The organism is Streptosporangium sp. NBC_01810, assembly GCF_035917355.1.
Lineage (GTDB): Bacteria > Actinomycetota > Actinomycetes > Streptosporangiales > Streptosporangiaceae > Streptosporangium.
This window is the reverse complement of record NZ_CP109070.1, coordinates 4,819,759-4,842,532: the sequence shown is the minus strand read 5'-3', so window position 1 is coordinate 4,842,532 and position 22,774 is coordinate 4,819,759. Positions and strand designations below refer to the sequence as shown.

General features: G+C 69.4%; 21 protein-coding genes. 10 read left to right on the top strand and 11 right to left on the bottom strand.

The genetic code is table 11. The annotated features are described in order from the left end of the window. Nucleotides 1–58: 58 nt before the first annotated feature. On the top strand, nucleotides 59–703 hold the full coding sequence (locus tag OIE13_RS21045) for a M15 family metallopeptidase (protein WP_326828607.1): 645 nt from the start codon (nucleotides 59–61) through the stop codon (nucleotides 701–703). A gap of 232 nt (nucleotides 704–935) precedes the next feature. Here OIE13_RS21045 and OIE13_RS21040 read toward each other — a convergent pair whose 3' ends face one another. Both OIE13_RS21040 and OIE13_RS21035 read right to left on the bottom strand, forming a co-directional pair. Then, nucleotides 936–1,103 (bottom strand): hypothetical protein, encoded by a 168-nt coding sequence (locus OIE13_RS21040; protein ID WP_326637160.1) that lies wholly within the window; start codon nucleotides 1,101–1,103, stop codon nucleotides 936–938. Nucleotides 1,104–1,195: 92 nt separating this feature from the next. Further along, entirely contained in the window at nucleotides 1,196–2,155 is a 960-nt protein-coding gene (locus tag OIE13_RS21035) for a hypothetical protein (protein WP_326828606.1), read from the bottom strand. A 57-nt stretch (nucleotides 2,156–2,212) separates the two neighbouring features. Between OIE13_RS21035 and OIE13_RS21030 the strand changes: the two genes are divergently transcribed. Then, a complete protein-coding gene (locus OIE13_RS21030; RefSeq protein ID WP_326828605.1) occupies nucleotides 2,213–2,401 on the top strand; it encodes a hypothetical protein in 189 nt (62 codons plus the stop codon). Between the two features lie 139 nt (nucleotides 2,402–2,540). Here the strand turns inward: OIE13_RS21030 and OIE13_RS36775 are convergent, their stop codons facing one another. The 6 genes from OIE13_RS36775 to OIE13_RS21000 all read right to left on the bottom strand — a co-directional run bounded on the left by OIE13_RS36775 (nucleotide 2,541) and on the right by OIE13_RS21000 (nucleotide 7,433). Then, complete coding sequence (locus OIE13_RS36775; protein WP_442815985.1) at nucleotides 2,541–2,732, bottom strand: hypothetical protein; 192 nt, start codon at nucleotides 2,730–2,732, stop codon at nucleotides 2,541–2,543. 41 nt (nucleotides 2,733–2,773) lie between these two features. Further along, the gene (locus tag OIE13_RS21020) at nucleotides 2,774–5,092 is read right to left on the bottom strand and encodes a hypothetical protein (RefSeq protein ID WP_326637182.1); all 2,319 of its coding nucleotides are present in this window, start codon (nucleotides 5,090–5,092) and stop codon (nucleotides 2,774–2,776) included. After that, nucleotides 5,089–5,409: a helix-turn-helix domain-containing protein gene (locus OIE13_RS21015; protein WP_326637185.1), complete on the bottom strand. Its 321-nt coding sequence runs from the start codon at nucleotides 5,407–5,409 to the stop codon at nucleotides 5,089–5,091. The genes OIE13_RS21020 and OIE13_RS21015 overlap by 4 nt, the downstream gene beginning before the upstream one ends. Beyond that, a complete protein-coding gene (locus OIE13_RS21010; RefSeq protein WP_326828604.1) occupies nucleotides 5,406–6,497 on the bottom strand; it encodes a tyrosine-type recombinase/integrase in 1,092 nt (363 codons plus the stop codon). The genes OIE13_RS21015 and OIE13_RS21010 overlap by 4 nt, the downstream gene beginning before the upstream one ends. Nucleotides 6,498–6,681: 184 nt before the next feature. After that, entirely contained in the window at nucleotides 6,682–6,951 is a 270-nt protein-coding gene (locus OIE13_RS21005) for a hypothetical protein (RefSeq protein WP_326637189.1), read from the bottom strand. 239 nt (nucleotides 6,952–7,190) lie between these two features. Then, nucleotides 7,191–7,433 carry a DUF4158 domain-containing protein gene (locus OIE13_RS21000; RefSeq protein ID WP_326828603.1) on the bottom strand — a complete coding sequence of 81 codons (243 nt, stop codon included), beginning with the start codon at nucleotides 7,431–7,433 and terminating at the stop codon, nucleotides 7,191–7,193. Nucleotides 7,434–7,843: 410 nt separating this feature from the next. On the opposite strand from OIE13_RS21000, the gene OIE13_RS20995 reads away from it, so the two are divergent. Next, the gene (locus tag OIE13_RS20995; protein ID WP_326828602.1) at nucleotides 7,844–8,575 is read left to right on the top strand and encodes an alpha/beta hydrolase; all 732 of its coding nucleotides are present in this window, start codon (nucleotides 7,844–7,846) and stop codon (nucleotides 8,573–8,575) included. Between the two features lie 54 nt (nucleotides 8,576–8,629). Here the strand turns inward: OIE13_RS20995 and OIE13_RS20990 are convergent, their stop codons facing one another. Beyond that, nucleotides 8,630–10,072 carry a N,N-dimethylformamidase beta subunit family domain-containing protein gene (locus OIE13_RS20990; protein ID WP_326828601.1) on the bottom strand — a complete coding sequence of 481 codons (1,443 nt, stop codon included), beginning with the start codon at nucleotides 10,070–10,072 and terminating at the stop codon, nucleotides 8,630–8,632. 211 nt (nucleotides 10,073–10,283) lie between these two features. Between OIE13_RS20990 and OIE13_RS20985 the strand changes: the two genes are divergently transcribed. Continuing rightward, nucleotides 10,284–11,009: a class I SAM-dependent methyltransferase gene (locus OIE13_RS20985; RefSeq protein WP_326828600.1), complete on the top strand. Its 726-nt coding sequence runs from the start codon at nucleotides 10,284–10,286 to the stop codon at nucleotides 11,007–11,009. Nucleotides 11,010–11,104: 95 nt separating this feature from the next. Next, entirely contained in the window at nucleotides 11,105–11,575 is a 471-nt protein-coding gene (locus OIE13_RS20980) for a hypothetical protein (protein ID WP_326828599.1), read from the top strand. A 247-nt stretch (nucleotides 11,576–11,822) separates the two neighbouring features. Here OIE13_RS20980 and OIE13_RS20975 read toward each other — a convergent pair whose 3' ends face one another. Then, nucleotides 11,823–16,817, bottom strand: coding sequence for an ATP-dependent helicase (locus tag OIE13_RS20975; RefSeq protein WP_326828598.1), 4,995 nt, complete (start codon nucleotides 16,815–16,817; stop codon nucleotides 11,823–11,825). A gap of 321 nt (nucleotides 16,818–17,138) precedes the next feature. Between OIE13_RS20975 and OIE13_RS20970 the strand changes: the two genes are divergently transcribed. Beyond that, a complete protein-coding gene (locus OIE13_RS20970; RefSeq protein ID WP_326637199.1) occupies nucleotides 17,139–17,645 on the top strand; it encodes a VOC family protein in 507 nt (168 codons plus the stop codon). Between the two features lie 377 nt (nucleotides 17,646–18,022). Beyond that, nucleotides 18,023–18,217 (top strand): DUF3046 domain-containing protein, encoded by a 195-nt coding sequence (locus OIE13_RS20965; protein ID WP_030904097.1) that lies wholly within the window; start codon nucleotides 18,023–18,025, stop codon nucleotides 18,215–18,217. A gap of 17 nt (nucleotides 18,218–18,234) precedes the next feature. Here the strand turns inward: OIE13_RS20965 and OIE13_RS20960 are convergent, their stop codons facing one another. Continuing rightward, on the bottom strand, nucleotides 18,235–18,513 hold the full coding sequence (locus OIE13_RS20960; protein ID WP_326637201.1) for a hypothetical protein: 279 nt from the start codon (nucleotides 18,511–18,513) through the stop codon (nucleotides 18,235–18,237). Nucleotides 18,514–18,838: 325 nt separating this feature from the next. Between OIE13_RS20960 and recA the strand changes: the two genes are divergently transcribed. The 3 genes from recA (at nucleotide 18,839) to rny (ending at nucleotide 22,699) form a co-directional block, all read left to right on the top strand. Beyond that, complete coding sequence (gene recA, locus OIE13_RS20955) at nucleotides 18,839–19,969, top strand: recombinase RecA (protein WP_326637202.1); 1,131 nt, start codon at nucleotides 18,839–18,841, stop codon at nucleotides 19,967–19,969. A 16-nt stretch (nucleotides 19,970–19,985) separates the two neighbouring features. Further along, a complete protein-coding gene (gene recX, locus OIE13_RS20950) occupies nucleotides 19,986–20,804 on the top strand; it encodes a recombination regulator RecX (protein WP_326828597.1) in 819 nt (272 codons plus the stop codon). Nucleotides 20,805–21,088: 284 nt separating this feature from the next. Further along, nucleotides 21,089–22,699, top strand: a complete 1,611-nt coding sequence (gene rny, locus OIE13_RS20945; RefSeq protein WP_326637204.1) for a ribonuclease Y — start codon at nucleotides 21,089–21,091, stop codon at nucleotides 22,697–22,699. Nucleotides 22,700–22,774: the final 75 nt, after the last annotated feature.

The window sequence follows — 22,774 nt, the reverse complement described above, 5'->3', positions numbered from 1 at the left end:
GACCTCCTCTGGAGGACCGGGTCTCCAGCAGGCAGGTATTTGGTGAAGAATTGCCGTCATGCGTGACATCGTGCTGATCTCCGACGCCCGAGTCGCCTCGATCCCCGTCGAGGAGTCCGGTGAGCCCTTGATCGACGTGCGGGGGCGGCTGGAGACGGACGGGCGGCTCGCCGACGCCGAGGGGGCCTTCGCCCACCTGCGGCTCGGACTGCTGGACCGGCTGGAGAAGGCGCAGGCGCAGCTTCCCGGGGGATACCGGCTGCTGGTCGTGGAAGGCTACCGGCCGCTGGTGACCCAGAAAAAGATCTTCGATGACTACTCGGCGGAGTTGCGGGCGACATTTCCGGAAATGTCGCCCGCTGAGCTCCGAAGTGCGGCGAGCCGCTACGTCTCGCCCGTCGAGATCGCCCCGCACACCGCGGGAGCGGCGGTCGATCTGACCCTGTCCACCGAGGACGGGACCGAGATCGACATGGGCACCCCGCTCAACGCCACCCCCGAGCAGAGCGGCGGCGCCTGCTACACCGAGGCCCCCGGCCTGTCCGCCGAGGCCCGGCACCACCGCAAGATCCTCGGCGCGGCCCTGGAGACGGCCGGCCTGGTCAACTACCCCACCGAGTGGTGGCACTGGTCCTACGGCGACCGCTACTGGGCCATGACCACCGGCGCCCCCGCCGCCCGCTACGGCCCGGTCTCCATCTGACCCGGTACGGCACCGCCGGGTGGCGCGACTCCGTGCTTACGGCATCGACTCGCCCCGGAACGGCCCTTTCTCGCGGAGGCCGGGAGATGAGGTTCAGCACACCTGCCGGGCCCAGGGCACCGGTCGCCCGGCAAAGCCCAGGCCGGCGAACACCACCCGGCAGCCGGGGCCAGGAGCGGCCGGTACGCACGATGTCCACGATCGCGTACACGGCCTCCACCACGTAACGCCGTCATCCCGCGATGAGGTGGATCCGGACGGTGTTGTCGTAGGGGACGACGAGGGTCCTGCTGTTCCCGGCGTAGACGCCGAAATGCCCGAAGCGCGCCGTCGTCGCCACATAGCCGAAGTAGAACAGCAGCGTGGTCACCACGGTGGTAGGCGCTATGACGTTGGCCACCGCCCCCAGGCGTTCCCGAATCTGGCTCCCCCATGGCGCCGCCGCGGCTCCGGATTCGGATTCGGATTCGGATTCGGATTCGGAAGTCTGGGTCACGTCTCGCTCTCGGTGGGTATCTCCTCCGTCGGGACGGCCTCCGTGGGCGGATCCTGTGGTTCTCCGGTATCGGGTGACTCCTCCGGGGTCGTGTTGTGGGGGGTGTCGGTCTCGGTCGGAACGTTTTCAGTGGGCGGATCCTGCGTCTCCTCGGTGTCGGGCGATTCCTCCGGGGTCGCGCCCTCGGGGGTGTTGTTCTCGGTGTCCGCTTGAAAGAGCGCGGGATATGTCATGTGGACGATCGCGGTGACGGGATGCTCGGCGGACGGGAAGTATTTCTCACCGAGCAGGGAGCAGGGGCGGGGAGTCTTCGAGGTGCATCGCGCCACCACTTCGATGTCGAGGAGTGCCGTCTCGGCGCCGAGGCCGGGCACTCTGACGATGCGGATGTTGCACGCATGTCGTGGAGACACCGACGCGGGCTCCAGCGTGATCCCGGGCGAGCAGGGGTTCACCGGGCCTGTCACGCCGAGAGTCTCGTCGTTCCAGGAGCTTCCGTCCGCAGGTGTATCGCACGGTTGATCCGGGATCTTTGCCTGCGTACCCCCTCGCATCCTTATTGACCGGATTTGCACGGGAATGTCGGCATTGGTGTTAACCATTACCAGGCAGCCGCCCGTCGCGGAAAATCTCCCCTCGTTGTCTTTGTCCTGTGGGTAAACGTTGTTTAGGGTCGGACCGGGAATCCGGGCCGTGCCGGATCCCCCGAATCCGCCGCCCCCTCCTCCGTTATCGGGTGAACGCGAGGATCGGGATGGTTCCGGAGTCGCGGAGGACCGTGAGGGCCTGGGGGATTGCGAGGGATCCAGGGATTTCGGGGAGGTCGGGGAGTCCGAGGAATTCGGGGAGTCCTGGGGGTTGTCGGCGGCCGGGTCCGACGAGGACGCGGTGGGGGAGGTGTCGACGACGGCCCGGACAACGCCGTACCCGCCGATGACGGCCAGCAGCACGGCCAAGGTGGCGAGGATGATGTGAGTTCTTCTGCGCACCGCCATTGTCAATCACCCCTTCGTATGGATGATATGAAGTTCCCTCCGTTGGGTGAAGCGATTTATTCTGGTTCTTCGACGTTAAGCTGGATTGAAGTGTCCTCGTTTCTTTATCGTGACGGCGCGGCGAGGTCGTCGGCGCTGATTGCCGGGATTAAGGAAGTTGCAGGAGGGCGCCTGAAGATTTTGTTGATCGGCATATCGGGCGTGTAATGATCTGTTCTCGGTAAGCGGAGATCATTTTGTGCGATGCGTCGCGACGAGGTGCGCGCTGCGCTCGATCCCGAGGGCGGCTGAAAGCGTTCGGCGCCGAAGACGGCTGACGGTGTTCGACGCCGAGGGCGCCCGACTGTCAGCCGATGGTCGGTGAGCTGTCAGCGCTCTCCCCGAAGTTCGTGACCATGCAGAACACCACGGTCCTCATCTCCGGTGCGAGCATCGCCGGACCCGCGCTCGCCCACTGGCCGAGCCGCTCCGGCCACACCGTCACCGTCGTCGAGAAGGCGCCCGTGCTCCGTCCCGGCGGCCAGGCCGTCGACTTCAAGGGCGAGACCCACCGCGTCGTGTTTTACTGGGGACGTGCACTTATTCAGAGGGTGCGGTATTCGTCGTGTCCTGGTCACGGGCGGCAAGGTAGTCGGTCCAGTCGCGTCTGGCGATGTTGGCCCATCGAACTGCGGTGTTGATGTGGAGGCCGAGGAGATCGGCCAGAATCGGGGGCGGAACATCCTCCAGGAGCGCGATGAGGGCCGCGTTGCGGGCCGGCCGAGCGTCGATCCCGTGGTCGAGGAGCTTGCGGCTGAACCCAGACGGGGCGGCTGGGCGCCCTGGTAGCAGGCCGGGGAAGAGCCAACGCTGCCCGGGGCCGTCGGTCTTGATCCTGGCTTGTCGGCTCTGGCCTTCAGCGAGTTGGCTCAACAGCCTGGCCAGCTTGGGCGGGATCAGCAACGCAGGTGAGCCGACGTTGAGGTGCATCTGACCGTCATGCTCGTGCAGGTGCCCGGTGTGGATATGCCGGATGCGTGAGGTCGGAAGCCCGAAAAGCAGCACCAAAGCGCCGGCGGCCCGGACGTCCAGCGGCAGTGTGGCGTCGTTCAGCAAGAGGCTGAGCTGGTGCCAGCGCTCATCCTCGTCCAAGATCCGCGTTGGATCCTGGCGAGGGATGGACGGGATGGTCATCTCCGGCAGGAGGTCGCGTTTGGCGGCCCAGCTTAGGAAGTAGCGGATGGAGTAGTTGCGCGTGCTGCCGTCCGCGAGCCACTGGTTGAGGCGGTCTTGGGTGAGGTCCCCGAGCGCGAGTCGGTGCTCGTCGAGCCAGGTCAGCAGTTCCAGGGCGACGCGGACCCGGGTGCGGACGTAGGTGCCCGCCATGGCGGGTCGTCCCCGGTGGGCGGCTCGGCGGCGGGCCCGTTTGAGCAGGAACCAGTGGACGAACGGTCGGATCAGGGCGGCGTGCTGGGTAGGCCGGTCGGCCAGGAGTTGATCCAGCCAGGCGGGGATCCGGTCGAGGTCTTCGTGGCGTTCGGGCAGCACGCCGGTGTGAACCAGAGTCTGCCGGACGTAGTGCTCGTAGCGGCTGGGCGGGAGTTCGTCTAAAAGGTCGTGACTAAGCGGCTTTCCGCTTGCGGCAAGTTCGCCCAGTAGGTGTGCGTTCGGGCTTCGCCGCAGCCAGCACAGGACACCGCGGGGGTCGTTTGCGGCGGCCAGCGCGTCCTGCAGCGGACGGAGTTGGCAGGAGACCTGGCCATCGGGTCCAGCGAGGTGTTCTTCGAGGCGGAGCAAGAGCACGCAGCGGGGGCAGCGGCCATCAGCGTAGAGGCGTCCGCCCTTGCCGCAGGCCAGGCAGGTGTAGATGCCGGGCATGCCGGCGCATGGGCCGCAGATGTTGTGACCGCTGTCGTCCCTTGCGATCAGAGGTTGCTGCTCGTGGCAGAGGTGGCACTCATCGGAGTGGTCGAGGATGCGGACATAGCAGGCGCCACAGACCGGTCCGCGGGGCCAGTGGGCGTGCACGGGGCGAACCTGGCTGCAAGCAGAGCACACACTGGTGGGCCGGGGCCGACAGGTGCGGCAGACGAGCCGCCCTTGAGAGTTCTTGGTGCAGGGGCGGACCTGCCCACAAGTTGAGCACGGGGTTGCGGCCGGGGTCGCGCAGTTCCAGCAGAGGTCAGGGCTGTTGGTAGTGGCTCGGCGGACAATCTGCTGGTGCCTGCCGCAGTTCCCGCAGGTCCGGCGAGGCTGGGCAAGGTGGCGGTAGCAGGTCGGGCAGAGCGCCCCGGCCGAGCCGAGGGAATGGGCGCGGCCGACGCGACCGCAGGCGGTGCAGGTATGCGCGGGCGGAGTCCAGCAGGCTTCACAGAGCGGCTTGCCATCCGAGCGCCGGGTGGCGGGCATCCGCGAACGTCCGCAGCCCGCGCAGTCCTCGGTGACCTGCGGATCCTTGCGGTAGCAGGAATAGCAGATGCCACCTTCGTCGCGCCGAGCGGAAATCCTGGCGGTGCGACCGCAGCGCCCGCACGGCTTCTTGTTCAGGGAGCTTCGTGCGGCGCATGCCTGGCAGATCCGGCCGCCCGGGCCGCTGCGGGGCAGCGTGATGCCGGTGCGTCGACATTCCGAGCAACCGGGCGAGGTGACACCGGTGTGTCCGGCGGCGAGCAGGGCCTGCGCGAGGCGCACGATCACGGCCGGGCAACGTGGATCGCCGGAGGTGAGCGCGTCCGGATGCGCGGCCAAGTGCTCGTCGAGCTCCCGCTGGGCGACGCCGCGTTCGGCCCGCGCCTGCAGCAGTGCGTCCGACGCGGCCTCCGCGTCCAGGTCAGGCAGGCGGGTGGTGAGCGCATTGATGATCCGGACGCGTCGTTCGTGGCGTTCTGCGACTCTGCGCTCGTCGCGGGTGCGGCTCACTGGCCCGGTCGACGGATCGTGGTCCGCCGAACCTGCGGCGCAGGACGGTCCGTGTCTCCGACAGCCTTGCTGACCTGGGCATTGACCGTCTCGACTTCGATCAAGTCGTTCGGGGTGCATTGAAGGATGTCGCAGAGCGCAGCGAGGGTGTCCATCGACAGCCGCTGCGGGGGCTGGGTGACCAACCGGAAGACCTGCTCGCGGGAGAGATGGACGCCTCGTTCGGCGAGTAGCGGGACCATGTCCGTCGTCTGGAACATGTCGCGGTCGGCCATGAGCTTGCGCAGGTTCCAGGTGATCCCCATTTTCTTGATCATTGACTCTCCCAGAGGTCAGGGTGGCGGTCCTTCAGGGCGCGCTGGATCACCCGGTTGCGGTACTCGTCGGACACACCGGTGTAGATCGCGGTCGTGCTGGCGTAGCTGTGGCCGACCTGCATGGACACGAACTTCTCGGGATAGTCGAACTCCACGAGGTGCGTGATGTACGAATGCCGCAGACAGTGCAGATCCAGTTCGGGCGGTAGGCCAGCGGCGTCTCTGGCCGTGGTGAAAGCCATGTTGACGCCGCGCAGGGACATGCGGCTGGAGCGTTCGGTGACAAACAGTGCGGCGAGCTTGCCAGGTGAGAAGGCGGGGCGGACCTCGGTGCACCAGTGGTCGAGCACGTCAACGATCCAGTCGAACTCCTTGACCGTGAACACCGTGCGGCGCTTGGGCGGACTGCCGTTGGAGGCCTTGCCGTAGCGGACGTAGAGGCCGCCGTGTTTGCCGTACTGCGGTCTTTTCGGAGCCCGCCGAAGGTCGGCGAGGTCGAGCATCCGCGCCTCGTTGCGCCGCAGCCCGTAGGCGTAGACCGTCTTGAGCAGGGCGGAGTCGCGCATCGCGGTCAACGCGCCTTTGCGGCCCCGAGTCTGGGCCTCCTCAACTCGGCTGTCGGCGGCGTCGAACAGGGCTTGGACCTCGTCGTAGGTCAACGGGCGGCGATCAGGCTGGCCCTCGTATTCGGCCACGTGGGCGACACGATTGTCCTCGTGGAAGATCTGCTGCGGGGTCTGTCCGAACCGCTCCAGGCACTCCGCCGCCCATCCGTAGCGGCGGTCGGTGATGAAGTCCATAAACAGAGCGAGGGTGGTCTCGTAGCCCCGCCCTGTCGACAGAACGACCGGCTTCTTGCGGTTCGGGGACCGCAGGTGAGCTATGAACGCCTCACCATCGGCAGGTTGCCACTGCCACGGGTACTGGTTCGTGAAGTCAGCCAAACGCCGCACCAGCGACATCCGCGGTTTGATCGTCGTCTCCTCGTTGAGGAAACGAGTGCGTTGCTGGCGTGCCCAGCCCAGCAGCATCGCCTCGAACACCGCGCTTGAAGGGTCGAGGTGGACCACTCCATCGACGAGTTCCAAGCCGGCGGACCCGGCCAAGCGGCTGACATGACCCTCACGAGCTTCCGTTGCATTCACCGCAACATTGTTGTGGTTGATGTGATCAAAAGACAAGGACACGGCAAGCTCTGAGTATGCGGAGCAGCCGTCGGAGACGGCGTTCAGCGGGGCGGCTGCCCGGGTGTAGGCCCCGAGCAGCCGCGTGCTACTTCTTCTTCGGGCGGACCGGCGTCTGCGCCAGCGCGCTGGCTGCGGCAGCCTTCTCCGCCTTGGTCGCATTCGGGTTCGCCAGCGTCTTGCCGGCGGCCGAAGCGGCCTTCGCGCCGGTCTGGCCGGTGCTCTTGGGAGCCTGCGACAGTGCGCTGGCCGCAGCGGACTTCTCCGCCTTGGTCGCATTCGCGCTGGTCAGGGCCTTAGCAGCGGCTGAAGCAGCCTTTGCGCCGGTCTGACGAGGATTCTTTGGAATGATCAACACCCCCCTCCGGGTCTAATTTGCATCGCGACCCGAAAGCTGATGTCATGCGTGATCTGACCCAGCGCATTGACATCAGTTCAGTGCCGCACCGAACGCCTGGCCCCTACAAGGCCAGGCGTTCGCCGTTCAGCCGCCAACTATCAGCGGCTGAGACGAACCTGGGCAATCCTCCGGTTCCGGCTGCGAAGCCAAAGGACAACCACGTTTAACCAGGCCGAGCCATCCCCCACAACGGACATTCAGCACGTTGTATCCGATGCAACTCGGCCCATTTGACGGCGTTGAGCCAGGTGATGCCGCGCTTGAACCCGAAGTACTTCGGCGATGGCGCCGCGCTGATGGTGCTTGGTCCGCGGCAGCGCGATCAGGTCCCGGTCGACGTCGTCCAGGAAGAAAAACCGCTCCAGCTCGGGCCTCGTCGGCTCCTCGGCGAACGTCCCGTACGCCTCGGCCTGCTCATCACTCAGAAACTCCACCGGCACGACCGGACCTTAGCCAGACCCAGGGACCGCCCAACGGGGTTTCGCCGAACCCCAACGAACGAGCGGATCATGCACTGAACGGCCCTCCACTCGGGAAGCCGCGATGAGACCTCTGGTAGCTCTGCGTGGTGTTCCGGTTTCGCCGCGTTGCGATCACGTCACAGGCCCAAAGCCCTTGACCACACGGCTCTGGCCTTCAGGCGAGTGGCTCCGTGGCGTCCGGCCACGGAGCCTCCGCGAAAACCTGTTGGCGGACCACGGCGACCACTGCTAGTTTTCCGGAGGCCGTGCGAGAGACCGAGGAGGTGGTACCCGTGAACGTATCGACATGGGTGCTCCCCTCCGGGGTCACGGTCGGGCGATAGGTCGTCCGGGAGCGCCGTTCAAGAGCACTCCCGAAAGGCACGACCGTGCGATTCACTTCTGAACAGCGCCTCGACGACGGTGTCCTCGAGCGCGAATTCACCCTCGGCGAGATCCCCGGCATCCTGTGGACGCCCGCATCCGCATCCGCACCGGCGCCGCTGATCCTGGTCGGCCACCCCGGCGGACTGCACAAGATGTACCCCCGACTGGTGGCCCGGGCCCGGCACTCCGCGGCGGAGGGCTTCGCCGCGGCCACCATCGAGCTCCCAGGGGGCGGTGACCGGCCCCGTTTCGCCGCCGCAGAGGAGGCCCGCGCCGACCTGCACCGGGCGCTGGAGGCCGGCGAGCCGGTCGACGACGAGATCGTCGACCGGCTCGTCCTCCCGCTGGTCGAAAAGGCGGTCCCGGAATGGCGGGCCGCCCTGGACGCCCTCCTTTCGCTGCCCGAGATCGGCGGCCCGGTCGGGTACGCGGGAGGGGTGATCGCCATCGGCCTCCGGCTGGCGGTGGTCGAGCCGCGCATCTCGGCCGCCCTTCTGTTCGCCGGGAGTTTCGTACCCCGCAGCATGTTCGAGGAGGCCCGGCAGGTCACCATTCCGCTGCAGGTCCTGCTGCAGTGGGACGACGAAGGGAACGACCGGCAGCTGGCCCTGGACCTATTCGACGCCTTCGGCTCCAAGGAGAAGACGCTGCACGCCAATATGGGCGGGCACACCGGCGTCCCGCAGTTCGAGGGGGACGACGGGAACCGGTTCTTCGCCCGGCACCTGAAGTGAGGCCGGGCCGTCAGGCCGGTAGCGGACGATAGGAGCTGTCGGCCAGGATGCCGCTCATCGAGGACAGGTCCCGGCCCTCCTCGATGGCGGTGGCCAGCAGATGCACAACCGCCCCGACCGTGGCGGTACCGGCCATCGGCGGTACCGGCCGGTCGGGGCGGTGCTCTGCCACCAGCGCCTCCACTGTTCCCCAAGGCCGCTGCTGTACGAGAGGACCGAGGGAGACTGCGAGTACGTCTTCGGCGACTCCCTCGCCTCGCTGACCGACAGCCACAGGCCCTCCGCGGCGGCGGCGAACAGCTCGCCGTTCACCATGCCCAGGCCGACCCCGCCGCAGGGCCCGTCGGCGAGGGTGACCCAGTCGTGCTCGGGGTCGCGGTAGACGAGCCGGTCGTCGGAGGTGAGACCGTACAGGCCGATCGGGTGGACGCCGGTGGCCTCCCTGGGGGTGGCCAGGGCGACCAGCGCGGGGGCGGTGCCCGCGGGACGCCAGCGCAGGTTCTGGCCCGAGACCTCGCGAGTGAGCAGCGAGCCGTCCCGGGTGGCGCCGTACAGCAGGGAGCCGAACACGGTCAGCGCACGGATCTCGTCCGCGCCGCCGATGGTCTCCCAGCCGCCCGCGCGCGCCGACAGCCGGTCCAGCACGTTGCGGGTGATCCGGTCCACGATCGGGTCGTGCAGGGTGTTTCCCCAGTTCACGGTGGAGGCGGTGAACACCGTCCCGGCGCCGAGGCTGAAGACGCCCATGGTGGCCATGCCGCCCTGGCCGTACCGATGCCAGTGCCGCAGGTCCGCGGTGGCCAGGATGACGAAGGACGGCGGGGTGCCGTCGCGCCCGGTGGCCACCGGCACCCCGTCCTCCTCGACGAAGTCGCAGGCGTCCGTCTCGTAGCCGATGGCGCCCTTGCCGAACGTGTCGCCCTCGCCCAGCTTGGTGCCCTCGAACACCCAGTGCTCGGGGAAGCGGACGGTGGAGGACTCCTCGTGCATGAGCCGCATGTACGGTCCCCAGGTCCCGGTGCCGCGCCGGAAGCTGACCCCGGTCAGGCCGTTCTCCGGACGGTTCACCGGCGCGCTCGACCACTCGACCGGGGTGAGGGCGGGGTCCACGGCGGCCATCGGGTCGGCGATCGCGTCGCGGTAGCAGACCATGGTGCGCCCGTCGTCCTCCAGCCGGAACTGCCACCAGCAGGTGTTGCCGGAGAAGACGGCCAGGTTGCCACCCCGGCGGACGAACTCCTCGACGCTGTCGCGCATCCCCGCCGACCAGTACTCGTCATGTCCGCTGACCATCAGCAGCCGGTAGCCGGCCAGTAGCTCGCGTCCGGCGTGCAGGTCCAGGGCCGAGCAGTAGTCGACGTCGTACCCGGCGGGGCCCAGCCAGCGGATCATGCCCTCCTCCCAGCGCTCGGGCGGCGGCCCGCCGCCTGGCCGGTCGAAGGAGACGCGCGAGGCCCGGGTGGCCTGCTCGGTCCAGTAATCGGGTGAGCAGCCCATACGGTGTTCCTCCCGCCGGCCCGGAGGGGTACCCGTACACGGCGGCCTCCGACTCCGTCGGCGGGGAGAGTTTCGAGGAGATCCTGCGCGTCACCAAGGGATCTCGGTGGCGGCCCCCTGATCGGACGGCGTGCTTCCGGGTCTCCAGCCATCCGGCCACGCGAGGAGAGGCGACCGGCTTCCGAGTCGCCCGTATGGAGGTTGAGTAGAGATGGCCGAGTTCGATCCCGTCGCGGCCTACTACGACCGCCACTGGGCTCCGCAGTTCGTCTCGGTCGCGCTCGATCCGCTGCTGGCCCTGATGGCGCCGGCCGTTCCGCCAGGGGCCAGGGTTCTCGACCTGTGCTGCGGTACCGGCCGGATCGCCGCCGCGCTGACCGGACGAGGGTTCACCGTGGACGCGATCGACATCTCCGGCGCCATGGTCGAACTGGCGACGCGCAACGCCCCGTCGGCCCGGGTCTGGCGGGCCGACGTGCTCGCCATGGGGCCCGTCGACGACTACGACGTGGTCCTGTCGACGTACAACAGCGTCAACCACCTCGGCGGGACGCCGAACCTGCGACGGTTCTGCGTGGAGGCGCGGCGGGTACTACGGCCGGGTGGCCTCCTCGTCTTCGACGTCAACACGCCGGCCGCGGCGGCCGTCAACTGGAGGGGGACGTTCGCCGAGACGTCCGACGACGACGTCTGCGTGGTCAGGGCACACCTTGACGCGGCTACCGGAGCGGCGGTGAGCGACATCACCCTGTTCAGTCGTGACGGGGATTCGTGGACACGTGTCGACGCGAGGCTGCACATGGTCTGTTTTCCCGCCGAGCAGATCGACGACGCCCTACGGAGAGCGGGCTTCGCCGAGTGGGAGTGTTTCGACGGCGGCGCCGACCTGGGAGTCCAGGCGCTGGCCGGACATGTCTTCTACCGGGCGAAGGCGTGACGGGTTCTTTCGGGGCCGGCTCCGTTCGCGGGTCCGGTACGCGGGTCCGGTACGCGGGCTGGTCAGGGCCCGCGAAACCTCAGAGGAGAAAAGCAGTGCCCAGAGACTTCTATGCCACCGTCGCCCAGATACTTCCGGTGTTGCTGCTGGCGTTCATCTGGGATTCGCGCTTCCTCCACAACCTCAGGAACCAGCGCCGGAGACCTCGCCGTGAGGACCCGGTGAACGGCGTGTATTTCTGGACCAAGCAGCGCGTCCGCGTCTACTCACTGGTCATCGCCGTGATGATCATCACCGATCTCGCCCTCTGCGCGCTCGTGCTCGCCAACCTCCTGCCAGACGGTGTCGCAATGCGTGTGGTGGTGCTCGTGGGACTGCTCCTGTCACTCGCCACGCTGCTCAACCGGGTCTGGATGGACATCCTGCACGCCACCCGAGAGGTCGAGATCGCCTCCGCGGCCAGTACGCCGGCACCGGAGCCGGATGCTTCCACCGCCCCCGACTTCACCGCCCGCGACTCCACCGCCCGCGACTTCACCGCCCGCGACTTCACCGCCCGGCCGTGAGTCCGTGAACCTGCGGGGTCATGAGGCGATCACCACAGCGGTGCGGGCAGTTCCTGGTGCGACGTTCCTCATCGGAAGTACAGATCCACCACGGTCCTGGCATCAGGAAGGCAGGCCCGACAATCTCGGTTTCCCCGCAGCGCGTTCGCGACCTCCGCTGAGGACTCGAAGATCCTGGAACGGAGTAGAGATCCGGCCCCCCGACCGGATCGGGGAACGCGCCCACACCGTCATTGGGAACGGAGCATTAGGCGCGCAGGCGCAGCCCCCGGGGGGTTGGGTGGAAGCCCGCGGATTCCAGGGCGGCGGCCAGAGGGGAGTCGTTGATGGCGGTGCCGTCCGCGCGCTCGACGGTCAGCTTGCCGAGGGCGCCGTCACGCACGGCGAGCGCGAGGGCGTCGACGGCAGGCCGGAGGCGGTCGTCGCCGGAGAAGGACAGCAGGGTCTTACCGCCGCGCTCGACGTAGAGGATCAGATGCCCGTCGACGAGCACGACCAGGGACCCGGCCTTCCTGCCCGGCTTGTGGGACACCTCGCCAGGATGGGCGGGCCACGGCAGGGCCGCCCCGTACGGGTTGGCCGGGTCGGTCGCCGCCAGCACCACCGCTCGCCGGGCGCTTTCCCCCGCCCTCTCAGGTCTCCGGGTGCTCCACGGGTCGGACACCGGTGCCGTGTTCGGCGGTGAGGTGAGCGAGACGGACATGGCGCGCATCCGGTCGACGGCACCGGGAAGGGCGAACTGGGCGCCGCCCAGCCCCTCCACGAAGTAGCCCCTGCGGCACCGGCCACTCTCCTCGAAGGCGCGAAGCACCTGGTAGACCGCGGCGAACCCGCCCGGCAGCCGCTCGGCGGTCACCGCGCCCCTGGTCACCACGCCGTGCCGCTCCAGCAGCACCTCGGCCTGGGCGTGGGCGCGCTGGGTGGCGTCCTCGGCGAGGGCGGGCAGCGTCCACCAGCGCCCGCCCACCGTGGGCGGGCCGCTCCGGCTCGGCAGCACCGCCCGCCGCCGCCGGGTCGGGGCCGGGCGGTGCGCGGGGCGTCCCGTCCCGAGCGTGGCCCGCAACGGCGCCAGCGTGTCACCGGTGATCCGGCCCGACCACACCAGATCCCACACGGCGGACGACAGGGTACGGTCGTCCGGGACCGAACCGGCCGGCAGAACGCCGGCCCGGCTCGCCAGCTCGCGGAAGAAGAGCGCGCCCCCACCGCTCAGCACCTCCAGCACCGCCCCGTGCACCGGGGTCAGCGTGATGTCGGCGGGAGCGGGCATCAGCAGCGGCGCGGTGTCGGCGAAGTAGAGCGACACCCAGCCGTCGCCACCGGGCAGGGACCCCTGCCCCGCCCAGATCACCTCGCCGGAGGCCGTCAGCTCGTCCAGCAGCGACGGGTCGTATCCGGGCACCCGCGAGGGCAGGATCAGCGTCTCCAGCGCCGACGCGGGCACCGCCGAGCCCTGTAACTGCTCGATCGCGCTCACCAGCGCGTCGATCGGCGGCCTGCCCCGCAGCGGGGAGTCGGTGATGCCGTGCCAGGCGGGGGCGAAGACGGCCACAGTCTCCGCGGAGACCGGTTCCACCTCCTTACGGAGCCTGGCCAGGGACCTGCGGCGCAGCATCCGCAGCACCTCGGCGTCGCACCACTCCTCGCCCCGGCCACCCGGTCTGAACTCCCCGCTCACCACCCGCCCCGAGGAGGCCAGGCGGCGCAACGCGTCGGTGACGACCGCGGCGCCGAGGCCGAACCTGGCCGCGGCCGTGTTCGCGGGGAAGGGGGTGCGCGTGCGGGCGTGCCTGGCGATCAGGTCGCCCAGCGGATCGTCCACCGGTTCCAGGAACGCGTGCGGCACCCCTGCGGGCAACGGCACGCCGAGAGCGTCGCGTAGCCGGGCGGCGTCCTCGATCGCCGCCCACCGCTCCTGCCCGGCCACCCGAACCCTGATCGCCCGCCGGGAGTCCTCCAGCGCGGCCAGCCAGGCCGGGTCACCCCCGCGCACGCTCACGTCCTCGGACACCAGGGGACCGTGCGAGCGGAGCAGGTCGGCCAGATCCTCGGCGTCGCGCAGCGGCCGGTCCAGCCGGGCCAGCCCCCGCTCGGTGTCGGCGATCACGTCGGGGTCGAGCAGTTCGCGCAGGTCGGCCTGGCCCAGCAACTCGGCCAGCAGGCTCGTGTCGAGCGCGAGCGCCTGAGCGCGGCGCTCGGCCAGCGGGGCGTCCCCCTCGTACATGAACGCCCCGACGTAGTTGAACAGCAGCGACGCCGCGAACGGCGACGCCTTCTCGGTCTCGACCTCCACCAACCGGACCCGCCGCGCCTCGATGTCGCGCATCAGCCGGACCAGCCCCGGAACGTCGAACACGTCCTGAAGGCACTCGCGCATCGTCTCCAGCACCACGGGGAACGACTCGTAGCGGCCGGCCACGTTCAGCAGGTGCGACGCGCGCTGCCGCTGCTGCCAGAGCGGTGACCGCCTGCCCGGCACGCGGCGCGGCAGCAGCAGGGACCGCCCCGCACACTCGCGGAACCGCGCCGCGAACAGCGCCGAGCCGCCGAGCTCCTCGGTGACGATCCGCTCGATCTCGTCCGCGTCGAAGGTGGCGACGTCGGATGGGGGCTCCGAGAGCGTGTCGGGGATGCGCAGCACGATCCCGTCATCGGAGTGCACGGCCTGCACATCGACGCCGTAGCGCTCTCGCAGCCGCCGCCCGATCGCCAGTGCCCACGGCGCGTGCACCCGTGCTCCGTACGGGGAGTGCACCACCACCCGCCAGTCGCCCAGCTCGTCGTGGAACCGCTCGACCAGCAACGTCCGGTCGTCCGGCACGTAACCGGTCGCCTGCCGTTGCTCGGCCAGGTAGGCGAGCAGGTTGGCCGCGGCGAACCCGTCAAGCCCCGCCGACCTGATCCTCTCCAGGGCTCCGTCCCGTGCCGCGTTTCCCGTTCCCGGGCTTCCCGTTCCGGCCTGTGCCCTTCCCGCCTTCGTGTCCCCCGGCCTCGCACTTTCCGTACCACCGCCTCCCGCCTGGGCGTCCGCACCCGCCGCGGACATCTCGCGGAGGAACGCGCCGATGGCCTTCCCCAGCTCCGCCGGACGCCCCGCGGTGTCGCCGTGCCAGAACGGGAGCTTCCCCGGCTGCCCGGGCGCGGGAGTGACCAGCACCCGGTCAGCCGTGATCTCCTCGATCCGCCAGGAGGTCGCGCCCAGCACGAACACGTCCCCGGCCCGCGACTCGTAGACCATCTCCTCGTCCAGCTCGCCCACCCGGGAGGACTTCTCGCCGACCAGGAACACACCGAACAACCCCCGGTCGGGAATCGTGCCGCCGTTGGTGACCGCCAGCCGCTGGGCTCCGGGACGACCCCGCAGGGTGCCGGCCACCCGATCCCAGACGACGCGCGGTCGCAGCTCGGCGAACTCCTCGCTCGGGTAGCGCCCGGCGAGCATGTCGAGCGTCGCCTCCAGCGCGCTTCTGGGCAGCGTCCGGTAGGGGGCGGCTCGCCGCACGACCTCCTCCAGCTCGTCGACGGTCCACTCGTCCAGCGCGGTCATCGCCACGATCTGCTGGGCGAGGACATCGAGAGGATTGCGCGGATAGCGCAGCTCCTCGATCTCCCCGCTCCGCATCCGCTCGGCCACCACGGCCGTCTGGACCAGGTCCCCCCGGTATTTGGGGAAGATCACGCCGCGTGAGACGGCTCCCACCTGGTGCCCGGCCCGGCCGATCCGCTGCAGGCCGCTCGCCACGCTCGGCGGCGCTCCCACACAGGCCACCAGGTCCACCGCGCCCATGTCGATGCCGAGCTCCAGGCTGGAGGTCGCGACCACGGCGGGCAACCGTCCGGACTTGAGCGCCTCCTCGATCTGGGAGCGCTCCTCCTTCGACACCGACCCATGGTGGGCCCGTACGATCTCCGGGACGACCCCCTTGGCCGAGCCGGCCTGCGCCATCATGGCCGCCGGGGTGGACAGGGAGGCAGGGGGCTTGGGGAAGCCCTCGGCCCAGTGCACCGGGCCCGCCTCCGTGTCGCCTCCGGCCCGCTCCGCCTCGGCTGCACCCCGCTCCCACGCCAGCTCGTTGAGACGGGTGCACAGCCGTTCGGCCAGCCGCCGCGAGTTGGCGAACACGATCGTGGAACCGTGATTCCCGATCAGGTCGAACAGCCGCTCCTCCACATGCGGCCAGATCGACCGCTTGGCCGGAGTCTCGGTCGGCCACAGGTCTTCGCCGGGGGTGGGGGAGGTGGGGGGCGTGTCGAGCTCCGTCATGTCCTCGATCGGGACGACCACCTCGACCTCGATCTCCTTCCCCGAGGGCGGCTGGACCACGGTCGCCGGACAGGGGCCGCCCAGGAAGGCGGCGACCTCGCTCACCGGCCGCACGGTCGCCGACAGGCCGACGCGCTGCGCGGGCCGGGGCAGGAGAGCGTCGAGCCGCTCCAGGCTGAGGGCCAGGTGCGCGCCGCGCTTGGTGGCCGCCACCGCGTGCACCTCGTCGACGATGACCGTCTCCACACCGCGCAGTGCCTCCCGGGCCTGGCCGGTGAGCAGCAGGAACAGCGACTCGGGGGTAGTGATCAGGATGTCGGACGGCCTGGTCGCGAACCGGCGTCGCTCCTCGGGGGAGGTGTCGCCGGAGCGGATCGCCACCGAGATCTCCGGCACCGGGAGGCCGAGCCTTCTCGCGGTCTGCTTCAGCCCGGCCAGCGGTGCCCGGAGGTTGCGCTCGATGTCGACCGCCAGAGCCTTGAGCGGCGACACGTAAAGGACCCGGCACAGCCTCGGCGGTTCGTCGCCCCCTTGCGAACGCCTGCGCCTCCCACCGGCACCCGTACCGTTCGTCACGCCCGCGACGGTGGCGCCCGCCGGGGCGTCCGCGATCGCGGTGGTGCCCGCCGGAGATCCGGTGTCTCCGGCGGAGGGGGAAGATCTGGCGCCTCCGGCACTCGCGGGGAAGCCGGCGTCTTCGCCGGACGTGGGAGAGGCGGCATCCCGGAGAGACCCGCTGTCTCCGGGGGGTTCGGTGGCCGGGTGCCCGGCCGCCAGCCGGTCGAGCGACCACAGGAAGGCGGCCAGCGTCTTGCCGGAGCCGGTGGGGGCGACCACCAGGGTGTTGTCACCCCGGGCGATCGCCGCCCACGCCCCCTCCTGCGCCGCGGTCGGTGCGGCGAACGCCCCGGTGAACCAGTCCCTGGTCATCCGGGTGAAGTGCCCCAGCGCCCCGTCCGCGCCTGCCGTCTCGCTCATCGCGTGCCCCCTGCCTCCCGGCTCGGCCGACCAACCGGGCCACCGTCCATACTGCACGGCGGCACCGACAGAACCCGTCGCCGCCTGCCACGGGCCAGAGGCGGAGAGAGGCCGGAGGCCGGTTCATCACCTGCGGATACGTGATCCACCGGTCTCACGGCCGGATCGCGCGCTCTCCACACCGGAGGGGTTCGACGAGGCTCTGCCACCATGACCTGCCCCGAGGCGGGTCGCTCTCCGTCGTCAGCCGAACACCGGAGGATGCCTCGGAGTTCGGGCGGGGAAAGATGTGGAGGGCATGCTTTGGCGAACATACGACTTATGAGCGGTGAGCGAACGGTGAGCATCGACTATCAGGCCATCGAGGCGAAACGCGAGCGGATCAGAGCGGAACACCTGAGGGAGGGCCGTCCGCCGAGCAGCGCGAGGGGGCTGCACCACTTCGCACTGATCTCCTCCGACGTCGAGGCGACGATCAGGTTCTACCAGGACCTTCTGGAGTTCCCCCTCACGGAGATCTTCGAGAACCGCGACTACCGGGGGTCGAACCACTTCTTCTTCGACATCGGCAACGGCAACCTCCTTGCCTTCTTCGACTTCCCAGGTCTGGACCTCGGCCCCTACCGGGAGGTCCTCGGCGGGCTCCACCACGTCGCCATCTCCGTGGCCCCCTCCACCTGGGAGCATCTGCGGGGCAAGCTGGCGGCGGCGGGCGTGCCGCACCAGGTGGAGAGCGGTACCTCCATCTACTTCGCCGACCCGGATGGGGCGCGCGTGGAACTGCTCGCCGACCCCCTCGGCGAGATGTACGGCTCCCGGGTGCTCTGACGTGCGCCACCCCTCTGACGTGCGCCACCCCTCTGGGGAGCGCCACCCTTCTGGGGAGCGTCCCCTTCTGGGGGGGCGTACTCCCGCCCGGCGCGCGTACCCGGCCGCTGACGGCCCCCCGCCCCCCGCCCGACAGCCCGTCTCTCTTCCACCGGGACCGGGTGATCGGGACCGGGTGATCGGGACGGGGCCGACTCGCGGCCCGGCGGTGTGCTCAGTGGTGTGCTCAGTGGTGTGCTCAGTGGTGTGCTCAGTGGTGTGCTCAGTGGTGTGCCCGGCGGTGTTCCGGCGGTGTGCTCAGTGGTGTGCCCGGCGGTGTGCCCGGCGGTGTTCCGGGCGTGGGCCGCGGCACGCCGGTGTGGTCCCATACTTGGGGCATGCGCCTGTCGGATTTCTGGAAGCGGATGAAGTTGCACTTCGGCGACCAGTACGCCGAGTCGTGGGCCCATGACTACGTCATCGCCGACCTCGGCGGCCGGACCGTGATCCAGGCGCTGGCCGAGGGGGTCGGGGCGAAGGAGGTCTGGCACGCCGTGTGCGGGGTGACCGACGTCTCTCCCAGGCTCCGCTGAGGGTGACCCGGGGGCGGTCAGGAGGGCTCCACAGGCGGAGCGAGAAGCCTCTCCACCGAGTCGGCCGCGTGCACGGGGTCGTCGGTGCTCTCCTCGCCGTCCGGTGACCACAGAAACAGCCAGCCGTCCTTGACCGGGGTGGCGAAGACGATGGTCTGCCGGCCGCTGTCCGGATGCCATACCCACAGCACCGGAGTGGTGCCTCCGAGGGTGCGGCTGACCAGCCCTCGTCGTTGCAGTTCGGCGGCCAGGGAGTCGAGATGGGCTAGGCGTTGCTGCGTGAACGTGTTGGGCACGTCGGACACCTCGGGTCGTTTCCCCTCAGGATCACCCCAGGTCAGCCTGGTTGCAACAGGCTCAGGGCAATTATCGGAAATGTCGCCTCCCGGATGGGGTGGCGCTCCTCGCGGCCACGGCCCCTTCATCTGTACCCGGCCACGCGGGAGAGTTCCGCGGCGGATCACGGTTCCTGGAACGCGTGGCGCCAACAGGCCACGATCGAACAGTCGTTCGGCTATATTGAACGGGCCGTCACTCCTGGCGTGCCCTCCCGAAATTGTCGGCGGCACCCCGTAGCTTTCTGGCAACCGATCCAACCCGCGACCCTCCAGGGGGGCTCCCATGGCAGCTAACGACCGCGAGAAGGCGCTCGAGACCGCGCTCGCTCAGATCGAGCGGCAGTTCGGCAAGGGCTCCATCATGCGCCTGGGCGACGAGACCCGGGCGCCCATCGAGGTGATCCCCACCGGCTCCATCGCGCTCGACGTGGCCCTCGGCATCGGGGGCTTCCCGCGTGGCCGCATCGTCGAGGTCTACGGTCCCGAGTCCTCGGGCAAGACCACGGTCGCCCTGCACGCGGTGGCCAACGCCCAGCGCGGTGGCGGCATCGCCGCGTTCATCGACGCCGAGCACGCGCTCGACCCGGAGTACGCCCAGAAGCTGGGCGTCGACACCGACGCGCTGCTCGTCTCCCAGCCCGACACCGGCGAGCAGGCGCTGGAGATCGCCGACATGCTGATCCGGTCCGGCGCCGTCGACCTGCTGGTCATCGACTCGGTCGCGGCCCTGGTGCCCAAGGCCGAGATCGAGGGTGAGATGGGCGACAGCCACGTCGGCCTCCAGGCACGCCTGATGTCCCAGGCGCTGCGCAAGGTCGCGGGCGCGCTCAACAACACCGGCACCACCGCGATCTTCATCAACCAGCTCCGTGAGAAGATCGGCGTCATGTTCGGCTCGCCCGAGACCACGACCGGTGGAAAGGCGCTGAAGTTCTACGCCTCGGTGCGTCTCGACATCCGCCGCATCGAGACGCTGAAGGACGGCACCGAGGCGGTCGGCAACCGCACCCGGGTGAAGGTCGTCAAGAACAAGATGGCCCCGCCCTTCCGGGTGGCCGACTTCGACATCCTCTACGGCGTCGGCATCTCCCGCGAGGGCGGCCTGATCGACATGGGCGTGGAGCACGGCTTCGTCCGCAAGTCCGGAGCCTGGTACACCTACGAGGGGGACCAACTCGGCCAGGGCAAGGAGAACGCGCGAAACTTCCTCAAGAACCACCCGGACATGGCGAACGAGATCGAGAAGAAGATCAAGGAGAAGCTCGGCGTCGGCCCGCGCGTCGACAGCCCGGCCACTCCGCCGCCCGCCGCTCCTGCGACCGCGGCGTCCGGCCGTGCTTCCGGCTCGGCTCCGGCAGCCGCCGCGTCCGGTCGCGGTTCCAAGGCGGCCACCCCCAAGCCGGGTGACGCCTGATTCGGGCTGACCGCTGATGATGGGAGCCGATCTCGGTCCGGCGGGCGAACTCGGGCCGAGAGACTGGGGCGCCTGGCCCGACGAGCCTCGGACCGACTCGCCGGGCAGGAGTGGGCGCGGGCGAGGTGATGGTGCCCCCGCTCCCGAGGGGGGACTTCAGGGGGAGGGCGCAGGCTCCGTCGGTGGCGAGCCGCGAAGCCGGAAGGGACGTGGCTCCCGGCGTGGTGAGCGGCGGTCCGGGGGTGATTCCCCGGGTGCCTTTCCTGAGGGCCTCCTTCCTGACGGACCGGCCGAGGGCTCTCCCGCGAGCCGGGGAGCCGGGGCCGATCCGCAGGCGGTGGCGCGGGCGATCTGCCTGCGGTTGTTGACGATGGCACCGCGCACCCGAGCCCAGCTCGCGGAGGCGCTGCGCAAGCGTGAGGTGCCCCAGGAGGCGGCGGACGCCGTGCTGGAGCGCTTCTCCGAGGTCGGGCTCATCGACGATGAGGCGTTCGCCGCGGCATGGGTGAGCTCCCGCCATGCCGGGCGGGGGCTTGCCAGAAAGGCCCTTGCCTCCGAGCTCCGGCACCGGGGGGTGGATGAGGAGACCGTGAAGGACGCGGTGGAGCAGCTCGACCCCGAGCAGGAGGCGGAGACCGCCCGTCGCCTTGTGCGGCGCAAGCTCTCCTCGACTCGCGGCCTGGACCCTGCGGTCAGGACTCGTAGGCTGGCCGGCCTGCTCGCCCGGAAGGGGTACGGTCCTGGCCTGGCGTTTCGCGTGATCCGCGAAGTGCTGGAGGATGATGAGGTAGAAACAACGTCATTCCTGGAAGATTCGGGTTATCCCCTCGACTAGTTCAAGTGGTCTGACACTAGGTCTTTGCTTGCTCGTTACCTCTCTGACGCTTAATCTCAACGGCAGTGAGGAGTTACTCCGCGCAGTGCGGATTGTCATAGCGGTGTAGTACGGACAAGCAGGCTTGGCGGATTAGGGCGGGACAACGGGCCGGCGGGAAAAGCCGGTAAGTGATCCCTCTGGGTTCACTTCTGTCCCGACAGCGCCGTCTCTTGAGCTTTCCGTGCCGTGCGTGTGACCCCTCGTGTGCCTGATATTTGCGACGCGAGGAAGGTGGGGCGCGCATGGATCCGGTCGTGGTCGTCATGTTGGCAGTGGCGGTTGTGGCTCTCGCCTTGATGACAGCCGTGCTGGTCGTGTTGCTGCGTCGCATCGGGGGAGCCGGGCCGAAGGGCCTCACCCCGGAGCAGGAGGCCGAGGTTTCGGCTCAGCTGGAGGAGGCCAGGCGTGAGGCCGCCGGTATCCGGGCGAAGGCCCAGGACGACGCCGGAGAGCTTCTGCGCAAATCGGAGGCGGCGGTCGAGGCGGCGACCGAGATGCGCAAGGAGGCCGAGGCCGAGGGCAAGGTGCTGAAATACGAGCTCAAGGAGCTCCGGGCAGACCTCGAACGCAGGGAGAACCGGCTGGCCGAGCGGGAGCAGCGCCTCGACGATGAGGCCAGGCGCCAGGCCGACCGGGCACGCAAGCTCGCCGAGACGGAGACCGAGCTGGCCGACCGACGCGAGGATCTCGAACGGGTGGCCGAGGAGCGCAAGGCCATCCTGGAACGGGTGTCCGGGCTCACCGGCGACCAGGCCAGAACCGAGCTGGTCCGGGAGATCGAGAACCAGGCCAAGCGCGAGGCCGCGCTGATCGTCAGGGAGATCGAGGGCGAGGCCCGCAAGGAGGGCGAGAAGCGCGCCACCAAGATCGTCACATTGGCGGTTCAGCGGGTGGCCACCGAGCAGACCGCCGAGTCCGTCGTGAGCGTCCTGCACCTGCCGGGTGACGAGATGAAGGGGCGCATCATCGGCCGCGAAGGTCGTAACATTCGTGCCTTCGAGTCGACCACCGGAGTCAACCTGATCATCGACGACACGCCGGAAGCCGTGTTGCTGTCGTGCTTCGACCCGGTCCGCCGCGAGACCGCGCGGCTGACTCTGGAGAAACTCGTCCTCGACGGCCGCATCCATCCGCAGCGCATCGAGGAGGCCCACGAGCGCAGCAAGGCCGAGGTCCAGGAGCTGTGCGTGCGGGCGGGTGAGGACGCCCTGGTGGAGCTCGCCATCACCGACATGCACCCTGAGCTGGTCACCCTCCTCGGCCAGCTCCGCTACCGCACCTCCTACGGCCAGAACGTGCTCGGGCACCTCATCGAGTCCGCCCACATCGCCGGCATCATGGCGGCCGAGCTGCGGCTCGACACGACGTTGCTCAAGCGCTGCACGCTCCTGCACGACATCGGCAAGGCCCTCACCCACGAGGTCGAGGGAAGCCACGCGCTCATCGGCGCCGAGATCGCCAGACGGTACGGCGAGCACGAGGACGTCGTCCACGCCATCGAGGCCCACCACAACGAGGTCGAGGTCAAGACCGTCGAAGCCGTCCTCACCCAGGCCGCCGACGCGATCAGCGGCGGACGCCCGGGCGCCCGCCGAGAGTCACTGGAGGCCTACGTCAAGCGCCTGGAGCGCCTGGAGGAGATCGCCACCTCCTACGAGGGGGTCGAGAAGGTCTTCGCCATGCAGGCGGGCCGTGAGATCAGGGTCATGGTCAAGCCGGGAGCGGTCGACGACATCCAGGCTCAGGTGATCGCCCGCGATGTCGCCAAGCAGGTCGAGGAGGAGCTCACCTACCCCGGTCAGATCCGCATCACGGTCGTCCGTGAGTCCCGGGCCACCGAGTTCGCCCGCTGACCGGCCCGACACCTGAAAGTCGCCCGCCGGACGGACAGGTGCGCGGGTGGGGAGCGGGGAGCCGTGAGGCGAGCT